9 protein-coding genes are annotated in these 13,598 nt (G+C 57.3%); 6 read left to right on the forward strand and 3 right to left on the reverse strand.

What is annotated here, in order from left to right; all coding sequences use genetic code 11:
- Positions 1 to 327: 327 nt before the first annotated feature.
- From RFM40_RS28410 to RFM40_RS28430, 5 genes are all read left to right on the forward strand, one after another.
- Complete coding sequence (locus RFM40_RS28410; RefSeq protein ID WP_320278655.1) at positions 328 to 1,911, forward strand: ABC transporter substrate-binding protein; 1,584 nt, start codon at positions 328 to 330, stop codon at positions 1,909 to 1,911.
- A 390-nt stretch (positions 1,912 to 2,301) separates the two neighbouring features.
- Positions 2,302 to 3,273, forward strand: a complete 972-nt coding sequence (locus RFM40_RS28415) for an ABC transporter permease (RefSeq protein WP_320278656.1) — start codon at positions 2,302 to 2,304, stop codon at positions 3,271 to 3,273.
- Entirely contained in the window at positions 3,270 to 4,124 is an 855-nt protein-coding gene (locus RFM40_RS28420; protein ID WP_320278657.1) for an ABC transporter permease, read from the forward strand. Before RFM40_RS28415 ends, RFM40_RS28420 begins: the two co-directional genes overlap by 4 nt.
- The gene (locus tag RFM40_RS28425; RefSeq protein ID WP_320278658.1) at positions 4,117 to 5,781 is read left to right on the forward strand and encodes an ABC transporter ATP-binding protein; all 1,665 of its coding nucleotides are present in this window, start codon (positions 4,117 to 4,119) and stop codon (positions 5,779 to 5,781) included. Before RFM40_RS28420 ends, RFM40_RS28425 begins: the two co-directional genes overlap by 8 nt.
- A 584-nt stretch (positions 5,782 to 6,365) precedes the next feature.
- Positions 6,366 to 8,060, forward strand: a complete 1,695-nt coding sequence (locus RFM40_RS28430; RefSeq protein WP_320278659.1) for a CocE/NonD family hydrolase — start codon at positions 6,366 to 6,368, stop codon at positions 8,058 to 8,060.
- A gap of 385 nt (positions 8,061 to 8,445) precedes the next feature.
- Here RFM40_RS28430 and RFM40_RS28435 read toward each other — a convergent pair whose 3' ends face one another.
- The 3 genes from RFM40_RS28435 to RFM40_RS28445 all read right to left on the reverse strand — a co-directional run bounded on the left by RFM40_RS28435 (position 8,446) and on the right by RFM40_RS28445 (position 11,724).
- Entirely contained in the window at positions 8,446 to 9,237 is a 792-nt protein-coding gene (locus RFM40_RS28435; protein ID WP_320278660.1) for an SDR family oxidoreductase, read from the reverse strand.
- 102 nt (positions 9,238 to 9,339) lie between these two features.
- Positions 9,340 to 10,485, reverse strand: coding sequence for a M20 family metallopeptidase (locus RFM40_RS28440; protein WP_320278661.1), 1,146 nt, complete (start codon positions 10,483 to 10,485; stop codon positions 9,340 to 9,342).
- 30 nt (positions 10,486 to 10,515) lie between these two features.
- Entirely contained in the window at positions 10,516 to 11,724 is a 1,209-nt protein-coding gene (locus RFM40_RS28445; protein WP_320278662.1) for an aminotransferase class V-fold PLP-dependent enzyme, read from the reverse strand.
- A gap of 642 nt (positions 11,725 to 12,366) precedes the next feature.
- Between RFM40_RS28445 and RFM40_RS28450 the strand changes: the two genes are divergently transcribed.
- Positions 12,367 to 13,545, forward strand: coding sequence for a Xaa-Pro peptidase family protein (locus tag RFM40_RS28450; RefSeq protein ID WP_320278663.1), 1,179 nt, complete (start codon positions 12,367 to 12,369; stop codon positions 13,543 to 13,545).
- The last annotated feature ends 53 nt before the right edge of the window (positions 13,546 to 13,598 follow it).

A 13,598-nucleotide genomic window follows, 5' to 3' on the forward strand; every position in this document is an offset into this window, starting at 1 on the left:
CCTCCTGGTCCCACTGGCTGGCAGGAGAGCAGAGAAAAACAGCTGCATACACATGACGATGGACTTAACTGGATGGGGTGTTTGATTGCAACCGAGACCGCCATCTAGTTTGATCGTGATCACCTGGTGCCCAGCTGAACACCCCCTGTTCTGAGCGGCAAGGCCACCGGAGGGATCCTGCGCGAATGGGGGCCAAAACGCCGATTTCGTGCTCGGCTGTACGGGCGATACATGCAAAGCGTCCCATTGGTGCTGGTACCAATGGTGCTCAAAATAGAGGCCTCATCATCGGGCCCAGGGAACGCATCTTAACAGAGGAGCATCCAAGTGTCGCAGGAACTCGAATATCTCAGCCTTCGCTTCGCTGCGGGCCGGCTGAGCCGGCGTGAATTTCTTGGCCGCGCAGCGGCGCTCGGCGTCTCGGCGACGTTTGCGAATTCGGTCCTTGCTAGCGTTGCGCGAGCGGAGGAGCCAGTACGCGGCGGTATCCTTAAGGGCGGCCTTTCTGGAGGTAGCGCAACCGATAGTCTTGATCCGGCGACGTTCTCTACTTTGTCGTCAATTTTCGGCGCCTGCTGGGGCGAGTATCTGGTAGCGATGGTGCAAGACGGCGGACTGGAAAACCGCATCGCTGAGCGCATTGAGGCCAGCAAGGACGCAAAAACCTGGACGATGAAGATTCGCAAGGGGCTCGAGTTCCACAACGGCAAGGCGGTGACGGCAAAAGATGTGGCGGCGACTCTCGAGCGTCACTCTGATCCGAAATCGAAGTCCGGCGCGCTAGGTGTGCTGAAGAGCATCGACACCATAAAAGCGAATGGTGACGAAGTGGTCGTAACCTTGAAGGAGGCAAATGCTGATTTCCCTTACCTTATGACAGACTATCACCTCATCATTCAGCCGAATGGGGGGGGGGACAATCCAGCCGAAGGCATCAGCGCTGGGCCGTACAAGGCCAGCGTCAACGAGCCCGGCGTTCGGTATGGAGGCGAGCGTTTCGCCAATTTCTGGCAGCCAGATAAAATGGGTTTTGCCGACCAGATTGAGCTCCTCGCTATCAATGACGCGACGGCACGTATCTCCGCGCTGCAGGCCGGCCAGGTGCATATAATCGACAAGGTCGAGCCCAAGGTCGTCGATCTAATCAAGCGGGCGCCCAACTTGAAGGTGAAGGCCGTCTCGGGTCCTGGCTACTATTGCTTCAACATGTTTTGTGACACCCCGCCCTTCGACAACAACGATCTCAGGATGGCACTCAAGCTTGCCATCGACCGACAGGAGATGCTCGATAAGATCCTACGCGGCTACGGCACGCTCGGCAATGACTTCCCGATCAACAACGCATATCGCCTGTTTCCCGAAGACATTCCCCAGCGCGAGTTCGATGCCGACCAAGCCAAACATTATTACAGAAAATCCAGTCACAGCGGCCCGATCCTCCTTCGGATCGCAAACGCCGGCTTCCCTGGAGCGGTTGACGCTGCGCAGCTCTACCAGCAGAGCTGTGCCAAGGTCGGCATTGCCCTTGAGATCCAGCGCGTGCCAGACGACGGCTTCTGGTCGGAGGTCTGGAACAAGCAACCCTTCTGCAATACTTACTGGTCAGGCCGAGCGACACAGGACCAGATGTACTCGACCACGTATCTCTCAACGGCGGTATGGAACGACACCCATTTCTCTAACGAGAAGTTCGATAAACTTCTCATAGAGGCGCGCGCTGAACTCGATCAGGACAAGCGGAAAAATCTCTATCGCGAGATGGCCATCATTGTTCGCGATGAGGGAGGCGTGATCGTGCCAATGTTCAACCAGGCAGTCGATGCTATTTCCGACAAGGTTGGCGGCTATGTCGCTTGGCACGACGCTCTGATGAACAGCTTGGCTTTTGCCAAATGCTGGCTAAAGGCCTAGTTCGTCGGCGCCGTTAACCTTCAGCTCGAACTACCCGGCCACTCTTTGGTTGTTATGCAAAGTTCGCATGAGCCGACAGGGACAGCTCATCAGATCTGTAGCGGCGCGATGTAGGTGACCCGTTGTTGCGTCCGAGATAAGCGCGCCATTACCTCACGCTCGAGGGCCGCTGGCCTCCGCGTCCTGGGTTCGAATGCAGCGTGACGGGCGCCTACCAGCCTGGCCTGGCCTGGGTTCTTATTTGGTCGGCCGCCTTGTCGGCCTCAGTGAACAGTAGTGGGAGCGTCTCATGTCACTCAAACTCGACTATCTCAACCGCCGCAACTTTGGCGGCGAGTACACCAATCCGATGAATGACAGCGCGCTGGCCAATTGCTGGCTGGCGGCGTAATGCGGTTTTCGGCGATGTCCCCTATTGTAAGACTAGTCACCCAGCGCATCGCGCTTGGAATCCTGCTCCTTTTCCTTGTCTCGATCCTAATCTTTGCCGGCACGCAAATCCTGCCAGGCGACGTCTCGCAAGCCATTCTCGGACAGTCTGCGACCCCGGAAGCACTCGCCAATCTGCGCGCCGAGCTTGGCCTTAACGACCCGGCGTATATCCGCTATTTTCGCTGGTTGGGCGGTGTGCTGACTGGCGATCTCGGCACCGCGCTCACTTCGGGACAAGAGATTACCGCGACGTTGCTGCCCCGGCTGTGGAATACACTTTTCCTGGCCTTCTGCGCGGCGACTGTGGCTGTCCCGCTCGCCATAATCCTCGGGCTGCTGGCGGTGCGATATCGCAACGGCGCAATCGACAAACTGATTTCTGGATTGGCGCTTACCTCGACCTCGCTTCCCGAATTCTTCATCGGTTACCTTCTGGTCTACTTCTTTGCCGTGAAGCTGCAGTGGCTTCCAGGTATCTCCACTGTCTACGTTGGCATGCCGTTTATGGCGCGCATGAAGGCCATCACCCTCCCGGCGACGGTACTAACGCTCGTCGTGCTCGCCCATATGATGCGTATGACGCGCGCTGCGATCCTGAACGTGATGCAGTCGGCCTATATAGAGACGGCCGAGCTCAAGGGGCTGCGGCAGATCGAGATTATTCGCCGCCATGCATTCCCGAACGCCATCGCGCCGGTAATCAATGTGGTGATGCTCAACCTAGCCTTCCTGATCGTGGGCGTTGTCGTCGTCGAGGTGATCTTCGTTTACCCCGGCATGGGGCAGTATCTTGTCGACCATGTCTCAAAGCGCGACGTGCCGGTCGTGCAGGCCGTCGGCCTGATCTTCGCGGCCGTTTATATCGGGCTGAACATCATCGCTGACGTCGCCGCAGTCATCGCCAATCCGCGGCTCAGGCATCCCAAATGAGCGTTTCGCCAGCTCCACTCGCCAAGACCCGGCGTCGCATACCGATCGGTGCCGGGATCGGCCTGTTCTTCACTGGATTGTTCCTCTTTGGAGCGATTTTCGCGCCCCTGATCGCACCGCATTCGCTGGGCGAGATCGTCGGCGACGTTTGGATGCCCATGTCGGGCGAGCACTGGTTCGGCACCGACAATCTCGGGCGGGATCTGCTCTCGCGTATGATTTATGGCGCCCGCACTACCATCTTGATAGCTGCCGCCGCTACCGCGCTTTCCTTTACGCTGGGGTCGATACTCGGCTTCACCGCAGCCGTCGTCGGGGGGTGGTTCGACATGACAATGTCGCGGTTCGTGGATCTATTGATGTCGATCCCGACGTTGATCTTCGGTCTTGTCGTGCTGTCGGTGCTCCCATCCAACGTGGTGACGCTGATATTAGTCATGGGTACATTGGACTCTACCCGCGTTTACCGGCTGTCACGCGCCGTGGCCGCCGACATCAATGCGATGGACTTCGTCGAGGCGGCCAAATTGCGGGGCGAAGGCCGCGCCTGGATCATCTTCCGTGAGATTCTTCCCAATGCGCTGTCGCCGCTAGTCTCCGAACTCGGCCTGCGCTTCATCTTCGCCGTGCTCTTCCTGTCTGCCTTGTCCTTCCTTGGCCTCGGTGTCCAGCCGCCACAAGCCGACTGGGGCGGAATGGTGAAAGAGAACAAAGATGGCATTGTTTTCGGTATTTCCGCTGCCCTTATCCCAGCCGGAGCAATCGCAGCGCTCGCCATCTCAGTCAATCTGGTCGCGGATTGGATCCTTAATCGCACAACCTCACTCAGAGGAGGGCGCGGCAATGCCTAAGTCGGTAATAAAACGACCTGACGAAAGCGGTCCGTTGCTCGAAATCAGGAGGCTGCGGATCGAAGCAACCTCCTATTCCCCGGGGGGCGATCCGCAGAATACCGTAATCGTCGACGATGTTTCCCTAAAGCTGGAGAAAGGCCGTGTCTTGGGCCTGATCGGCGAGTCCGGCGCCGGCAAATCGACGATCGGTCTCGCCTCGATGGGATATGGGCGAGGCGGCGTGCGCATCACCGGGGGCGAAATCCTCCTCAACGGGCACAACATTCTAGCAGGCGGCGCCCAGGGATTGCGCAAAGTGCGCGGCAACAAGGTATGTTATGTCGCGCAGTCGGCAGCCGCAGCGTTCAACCCGGCGCTTCGTCTGATGGAGCAAGTCATAGAGTCCGCGTTGCTGCACCGTATCGCGACCCGAGCCGAGGCGGAGAGACGCGCCATAGCACTGTTCAAAAAGCTCGGCCTACCCAACCCGGAAACCATCGGCCGTCGTTACCCGCACCAGGTTTCTGGCGGGCAATTGCAGCGCGTCATGACAGCCATGGCGCTATGCTCCGAGCCTGACCTTATCGTCTTTGACGAGCCCACCACGGCACTCGACGTCACGACACAGATCGATGTGCTCGCTGCAATAAAGGATGCGATCCGCGATACTGGCGTCGCCGCCCTTTATATTACGCATGACCTTTCGGTCGTTGCCCAAGTCTCGGACGAGATCATGGTGCTTCGCCACGGCAAAATGGTCGAGCATGGCGACACGCGGCAAATCATCGAGGCACCGCGGACGGAGTACGCCAAGGCGCTGGTGTCGGTACGTTCGATCGAGCATCAGGAAAAAAGGCCGGCAGCCTGTCCGGTGCTCGAGGTGAGGAATATCACCGCGGCTTACGGCGGTCATGTAAAGGTGCTGCAGGACGTTTCAATCGAGGTCCATCCCGGTCAGACGCTGGCTGTGGTGGGCGAGTCCGGCTCGGGTAAGTCCACGCTCGCACGCGCTATCACCGGTCTGCTGCCGCCCAGATCCGGCATGATCTCCTTTGCCGGCCGCACGCTCACGCCGAGACTTGCGGAGCGCTCGACGGACGATCTGCGCGAATTGCAAATGATTTACCAAATGGCTGACGTGGCGATGAATCCGCGCCAGACAGTTGGCACCATCATCGGCCGTCCGCTCGAATTCTATTTCGGGATGCGGGGTCGTGAGCGCGATGATCGCGTGGCGGAACTGCTCGACGAGATCGAGATGGGCAAGGGTTTCGTCGATCGCTATCCTGCCGAACTCTCGGGCGGCCAGAAACAGCGCGTCTGTATCGCTCGCGCACTCGCCGCCAGGCCGAAACTTATCATCTGCGACGAGGTGACCAGCGCTCTCGACCCCCTCGTGGCTGATGGCATCCTCAACCTGCTGCTGCGTCTGCAGAAGATCGAGGACGTGGCGTATCTGTTCATCACCCACGATCTCGCGACGGTAAAGGCGATCGCCGATTCCATCGCAGTGATGTACCAAGGAAAGGTTGTGCGCTGTGGCTCCAAGATTGAAGTGCTCACCCCGCCCTTCGACGCCTATACTGACCTTCTGCTCTCCTCAGTTCCCGAGATGGAGCTTGGCTGGCTGGAAAACGCTATAAAGGGACGCCGCATGGCAAGCGGGGGGAACTGAACTACGCACTCCGGCGCGTTGAGGAGAGGTCAGGTAGGCGGCGGGAATTCTGCACTTGGCAGCGAAGTACAGGCAGTTCACCCGACTGGGGGCAGGCAAGAGCGCCTGCCGGCGCACGCCCAATGACGAGCGGGGAGGGCAGCTGAAATAGAGCGGAAATTGCTTAAACCGGATCCAACTGATCGGGTTGAATCCCAGCTCGCTACCAAGCTCCTAAATCGACCCAAGACGAAACGCGACGCTTTTTTCTCTTCCCAAATGTGGCCCACTGAGATGGATGATTTAACTTCCCAACAATGGTGACGCCCGAATGCGAGAACGTCGTTCCGTGTGTCCGTCGTGGTGACGCGTCCTGCCGTAGGGAAACGCCGGTTTACTGCATCAACAACGTATCGTCGAAGTACTCACGCATCTATCCACAATTATAGTAGCAGCAGTCGAGGCGGCCACTGCGCTGCATAGATGCGAGCTGGCGCGAGCAGCTTCTTGTGCAGGGCCAAATAATGAGTTGTTGCGAGCACCATATGTCGAAACCTTTAGAACCCCGTTATGAAGTGGTTCTACAAACTGGGTTGCGAGTTCCTATGCGCGACGGCGTGGAACTTGCCACGGATGTCTACCGCCCTCTCGGATACACGGGCAAACTCGCTTCGATTTTGATCCGAACGAAATACGGCAAGGCCGCATATCGTCTGCCCGAACCCACACGCCCTGTAGCCATGATGTTCGCGGCTCAGGGTTACGCCGTGGTTGTGCAGGAACTGCGTGGGCTCTTTGATTCTGGCGGTCATTTCGCCCTCCTCGAGCACGACGCGAAGGACGGCTACGATACTCTCTCCTGGATCGCCTCCCAGCCATGGTCGATGGGGCGGGTCGGCACGTACGGATGCTCCGCGCTCGGAATCACCCAAGTGCTTACCGCTCAGCTATGCCATCCGGCTCATCGCTGTGCGATCATAGAGGGGGCGGGCGGCACGCTATCTGGCGATCGACAGCGCCTGGGGGACTTGCGCCTTTGCGGGTCGCGCCTTGGCGGCGCGCTAGAGTTGAGCATGTGGGTACCCCACTTCCATCAGAGCCATGGCAAGGACCGATCCCGGCCGCAAGCGAAGGCCGACGATGAGTACCAGCGCGCGTTCGCAACGCTGCCGATCATCGACATCCTCAAGACCATCGGGTCACCGCCCACGGATTGGGAGGACTGGGTTTCACGGGACCCTGGGGATCCCTGGTTCGACAGGTTTGGTTTCCTTCGCGAGGACTCGGCAATTGACCTCCCAGCCCTATTCGTGAACTCGTGGTATGATGTCGGTGCCGCCGACGCACTCCATACGTGGCGCCTCTTCAGCGCTCGGGGGACGAGCGCTGCGGCTCGTGATCACCAGCACATCATTCTCTCGCCAGCCACCCACTGCAAGACCGCGACACTCGAGGCCCCGACGGTCATCGGTGAGCGCGAGTTGGGCGATGCCCGTCTGGATTGCTGGCAAATTTATCTGGACTGGTTCGATGGTTGGTTGAAGGAAATGCCCGACCGCATCGAGGCGATGCCCCGCGTCCGATACTACGTCATGGGTCGCAACGAGTGGCGTGCGGCTTCAGAATGGCCGCCTGCCGGTGTGGAACTACAGCGTTGGTTCCTGCGAAGCGGTGGAAATGCCAACACTCGCCTCGGCGATGGCGCACTTGGACTCAACCCACCTGCGGAGGACGAGCCAGCCGATAGTTTTTTGTTTGACCCTGGCAATCCGGTGCCGTTTTTGGGGGTCCATGGCGGAAACTCAAGGGGGACCACGATAGGCCCTCGTGACTATCAGGAAGTAGAACTCCGGCAGGACGTTCTGTGTTTTACATCTGACCTCCTTGAAGAGGGGGTTGAAGTCAGTGGTTTCGTCAAAGCCGTCCTTTTCGTCTCATCTTCCGCCCCAGACACCGACTTTGTGGCCAGACTACTTGACGTGCATCCGGACGGGCGTGCCATTGACGTCGTCGACGGGATACTGCGCGTTCGGTATCGCGCAGGCTTCGACCGGCCAGTTCTGATGGAGCCGGGCAACGTCTACCAAATTGAGGTTGATCTGGATGCCACGAGCAACTGGTTCCCGCCCGGCCATCGAATTCGACTCGAGATATCCAGCTCCTCATTTCCTCGCTTCGATCGAAATCTGAACACGGGCGGCAACAATTGGGGCGAAACGAAGTGGGAAGTCGCCCACAACAGCGTGCATCACTGCGCAGAGTTTTCCTCCTATGTGCAGCTACCTATCGCGACCAGATGACCGTCGCGCTGTAGGCATCGAACTCCGCTGAGCGTCTTTCTAAGATGAGCGATCGGCTTGGCTCTTGGCTCTCACGCAACGGCGATTCGAAAAGCCGTGCTCCTAGAACGAGGGTTTGCAGTGGTAAACTGACATTCTGCTTCGCTCGCGCCGGGTAGCCGGGACGCGCCGCTCGGCGTCGTGACGGTGCAATTTGATGCGCAATCAACAGCAGAGGTCTATTCGGCCGAAAGCGCATTCGCCGGGAAATCATTGCTTCACGTTAATCACGCCTAGCGCAGATCATTGGCGGCGCTTGCGGCATTGGGGCAGAAAAATAATTCACACTCTTTCGGCAGGCCTGCGCTGAGGTCGGATGCGAGAGATGCACAACGTCCATCTGCAGCTATGTCACAAGGCGGCTGCCCCCTCCATCAATCACTATTGTCGTGCCATTCAGGTATCTTGCTCGGTCACCGACGATGAATCCAACTAGCTCCGCGAGTTCGTCGGCAGCTCCAATACGCCCCAAAGGATTGGTACTGGCCACACGTTCGATAGCGGCATCTCGATTGAGAGCTTCGTCGACCATCAACGTCTCAATTCTCTTGTGAACTCTGCCCGTATCAAAATAACCAGGCGCGACAATGTTCACTCGAACGCCACTTCCCGAAAGTGTGTCTGCCAGGTGCTTAGCCAATACCGCTATGCCGGCACGCATGACATTCGACAGCAGTAGGTGGCCTGTCACCTCGTGCACGCCTCCCGAGGTAATATAGACGATATCACCCCCACGACCGGACGCTTTCATCGCAGCGGCTGCAGCTCGAGACACCCTTACTGCACTCATAAGAAGCGTCTCGTAGGAATGATCCCAATCATCGTCGCTTAGGTCTTCGATGGTTCCGTACGGCATGTGGCCAGAATTAACGACGAGGCAATCAATGCTCCCGAGGAGCTCCAAAGTGCGTTGCCACAACATGTCGACATCTGATCGCCGGGCTAAGTCTGCAATAATACCATGAGCACCAGCGCACCCCTCAATTTTATGGAGATCACCAAGAGCTTCGTCCAATGTAGCCTTATTTCGGCCGCAGATAACAACTTCCGAATGGTTTTTAGCTAATCGTTTGGCGATGGCCAAGCCGAGACCCTTGCTACTGGCCATCACCAGAACTTTTCGACCGTGATCATTCATAGCGATGATCCCTTCCCGATTGAGAGTGGCCGAGCCGGACCATGGCTCTCTCCCATGACGTGCCGCCAAGCATCCGTGTTATTTCGACATCCGATTGCGAAGCTAATAACTGAGCATTATTTGTCGATATATTTCAACGGAACGTTCAAGTTGATCCAATTCGATGAACTCGCGGTTCGTGTGAGCGCGATCAATGCTTCCTGGCCCGAGCACAATGCAGGGAATGCCGGCCAAAGATAGCTGACTAGCATCCGTGCCGTACGGCACTCCAATGTACTTGCCCGTCCCGGCAACTTCGGCACACGCCTGTGCTGCCACGGAAGCTATCTTGCTCGACTCCGCACTGTCCGGAGCAGGATCTTCAAGCGCAGGGAGTAATGATCGGACCTTGATGTCTGCGCGATCCCGCAAACCTTGGAGTATGTTCTCCACTTCTGCCAACGCCTGCTCCGGTCGCTCCCCTGGAACGAGGCGCCGATCCACCCAGATGCGGCACGATGGAGGAACCGTCGTCAATTCCAGGCCACCCTCAATCAGACTTACCGTCAAAGTAGGAGGACTGACCAAAGGTTGGGTGCGCGAAGCGAGATTCTCGCCGTGCTCGTTGAGCGCCAATATCACCTTTGCCATGCCTGAGATTGCATTGACTCCGAGGTGCGGCTTCGAAGTGTGAGCAGGGACACCCTGAACCTCGATTTGCCAGCGGACCGAGCCTTTGTGGGCGACTACAAGCTCAAGCTCGGTTGGTTCGCCAACAACCGCGGCATCATACGACTTGCCGGAGAGAGCGATGGCGCGCGCGCCGATCTTGCGGTACTCTTCATCAATGCTAGCGGCAACGACAATTGTGGCATTCGGCTGACGGTCACCTAAGGTACTCAGGGCGATCATCATTGCAGAGAGGGAACCTTTTGTGTCGCAACTCCCCCTGCCGTAGAGTCGATTATCCTTCAATTCGGGAGAAAATGGATCGGAAGCCCAATTATCAGTGGGCACCGTGTCCATATGGGCCACGAAAAGAAGGCGCCGACCAGGGTCTTTGCCTGAGATCCAGGTCAAGAAATTCGAGCGCCCGTCGACGACGTGCTGGAGTTCATAAGGCAGGTTTCGGTCCCGGCAAAACCCTTCAAGATATTCGGCGACCCGCTGTTCTCCACTGCCCCTGGGTGAAAGCGAAGGGTTGACGCTTTCAATTTTGACAAGGTCTTGAAGAAGCGCCACCACCCTATCCGCGCTTTGCGACGACATAGATTCTCCTATCCAGTTAAGCTGGCGCAGCTAATTCGACCATTTCTTGACTATATCGATAACTTGGTCGACTTCCTCTTCGCTGTTGTAAAGATGAAGCGAGAACCGAAGGAGCCCACGTCGCGTTGATGCAACGACCTTGTTTTCCGCAAGATAGCTGTGCAGCGAGGGTATGTAGGCGGCGACTTCTTGCGTTCCGCCGAGTGCAGCCATGTCGCCAATTGCCACAATACTCCCAGTGTGGTCGCCAGGTGGCCCGCCACAGACAGGCAGTCCGACTTCTAGCAGCCCGGAAGCCAGTCGAGTTGCCAAAGATGTCACGTGCTTATCGATTGCTTCTGATCCGATCTCCAGCAGTTGCCCCAAGGATGCGTGGGCGGCGATCATGCCTGGGAAATTGTAATGCCCGATGTCAAAACGAGGCGCTCCAGCCCGCAGCTTGGCGGCGTTGAGAATGGGAGCCGATTCCGGTGCGTTCCCGAGATCGACGCTAAAGCGAGCGAGGTAAGCTGGCTTCAGCTGATCTGCCCACCCCCGGCGGCAGTAGAGAAACCCCGATCCGTAGAGGCCCATCAATCCCTTAACAGTCGAGACCGCCAAACCATCTACTCCCAATCGGTTGACATCTGTATGGAGGATTCCAACCGACTGAGTCCCGTCCGCCAAAAGGAAGGCGCCATGACGCCTGCACGCCTCCGCGACGGGTTGCGTGACTGTCCGAAAACCAGGAACCATTGTTGCGGTCGAAAGCGCCACAACGCGTGTCCTGGAATCAAGCGCATTGATAATCGCATTTACGGGAATGGCACCATTATCCGGCTCCACTAATTTGAGATCAACATTATGTAGAGCTTTCACTTGGAGCCATGGCAGGATGTTGTTAGCATGCTCAAGTTGAGGGCATAAGACAACGCTGTCGCCGGTTCGCCAGTCAATCGCGTTGGCGATTATGTTGATGCCTTCTGACGCGTTCTTTGTGATAGCAATTTCGTCGCTATCTGCACCAACAAATCGAGCAAATCTAGCGCGGGTCTTCTCGATGTCCGCTAATTGGCTAAGCTCATCGTTTATCCCATGCAATCTGTTATTGATATGATCCTCGAACGACATTCTTGTAGTGCGAGATATCAATCCTTGGTTGGCAACATCCATGTAAATAAAGTCTTGCGTCGCTGGGAAGTCGTTCCGGATACTGTTTAATGGAAGGATACTGCCGTTCATAATCATGGAACTGGTCAATTGCGGTTTACCTTGGTCCAAACGCCGGGGACAGACTCCAAGCGCGAATGCGGCTGGCGGCAGCCGGGAACTAGCTTCGTCTGTGCAGGATTGATCATATCCGCCAGACCATGGGAAATTCCCCCTATTTCTCGCCGATGTTGAGGATTTTCTGCATAGATGCGAATTGCGTGCAGACTTTCGAGCCGGGAGGGGACAGCCAATCGTGCGCGCAGGCACTTTGCATCGGGAGGCCGCCCCGTCAGCGCCCCGAGACAGTGGACGCCACATCAGAGGTGACGGCAGCCGCATTCTAACCCGATCATAAGCTTGCCATTTCAACTGCAGAACACATCGACGGCCCGCGCGCGCCGAGGCTGCCGGAAGTGAAGGGATTTAAGCCGGCGAGGGTCAGGCTCACGACGAGGGCATAACGTCCGCAGATTTCGCCCCCCAGCCGCCGTTGTCTAGACATTTGGATTGCTGCGGGCTGTCCGCCGATGCACAGCATGTCGACGAGAACGGAGGCTTTTGAGCAATAAAGGCCAAATCAACGCAGGTTTCCTGCGCAAACCCGGAAACGACGGCAACGTTGTGCGCAGGTCAGATGCTACGATATGCCGTCCAGCGCCTGGCGCGCCTCTTTATTTCGAAGGGCCTCCTATGAAAGTTTCCGGCATAGACACCATAAAGGTGGAAAAAGACCTGGCGTTTACTATCCAGGAATATCAAAGAAGGCTCAAGGCGGTCCGCGAAGGCATTGCGGCCCGGGATCTGGACATCCTCGTGGTGACCATCCCCGAGAACATGCTTTACCTAAGCGGTTACAACACTCTCGGGTATGCGTCCTCCCAGTATCTGCTTATCCCCCTGCAAGGGGTGCCCCTCCATATCACCCGTGGCATTGAAGAAGTGAATGTCCGGGCCTATTCGTGGATAGATAACAGCACCAGCTACATGGACCACGAGGCCCCGCTCGAGCTGCTTGCAGAAACGCTGCGTAGCCTAGGTTTTGCCAAGGCGAAGGTAGGGTTCGAGAAAAAGTCCTGGTTCTTCTCGATCGCCGATTACGAAGCGCTCAAGGCCCTTCTCCCTGACGTCCGTTTCGAAGATGGCTCAATGATTGTGGAGGCGGTCCGCGTCGTCAAATCCGATGCCGAAATAGACTATATTCGGCAGGCAGCGCGGATTGCCGAGGCCGGGATCGAAGCAGGCATCAACCAGATAAGCGCCGGCGTGAACGAGAATGAAATTGCTGCCGAAATCCAGCGCGTTGTCACGCTCAAAGGAAGTGAATATCCCGGCTACCCGCCGTTTGTGACTTCAGGCGTGCGCACGAGCTATGCGCATGGCACGTGGTCGGGCCGGCAGATTCAGGCGGGTGATCCTGTATTTCTCGAACTGTCCGGTACCGTTCGACGCTATAGCGCCGCGATCATGCGGGCTTCCGTGGTCAGTCCATCCAACCGTGAAATCGAGAAAATGGAGGACGTGTCACGAAGGGCGCTGGAAAACATGCTCGACGGCATACGTCCTGATCGCCCTCTCGGTGAAGTGTGGAGTATCTGGTCGCAGACCGTCAACGATGGAGGCTACGAGGGTCGTTTCAAGCGCACAGGGTATTCTATCGGCATCAGCTATCCGCCGGATTGGGGCGAAGGACACATCCTGTCGTTTAAGCGAGGGGAAACACGGACCCTCAAGCCAAATATGGTCTTCCATATCCCCTCGATGGTCAAGGCTTTCGGCTTTGCGGATGTCGGCACCAGTGAGACTGTTCGCGTGACCGAAACTGGCTGCGAGGTTTTGACGAACTACAAGCGTCAGCTTTACGTCCGCTAAAACCAGAGGCAGACTTCTGACCTTCAGAATACCGGGCTGGGCTAATAGAGAAC

It is taken from the genome of Mesorhizobium captivum, from assembly GCF_033977165.1.
Taxonomy (GTDB): Bacteria; Pseudomonadota; Alphaproteobacteria; order Rhizobiales; family Rhizobiaceae; genus Mesorhizobium; species Mesorhizobium captivum.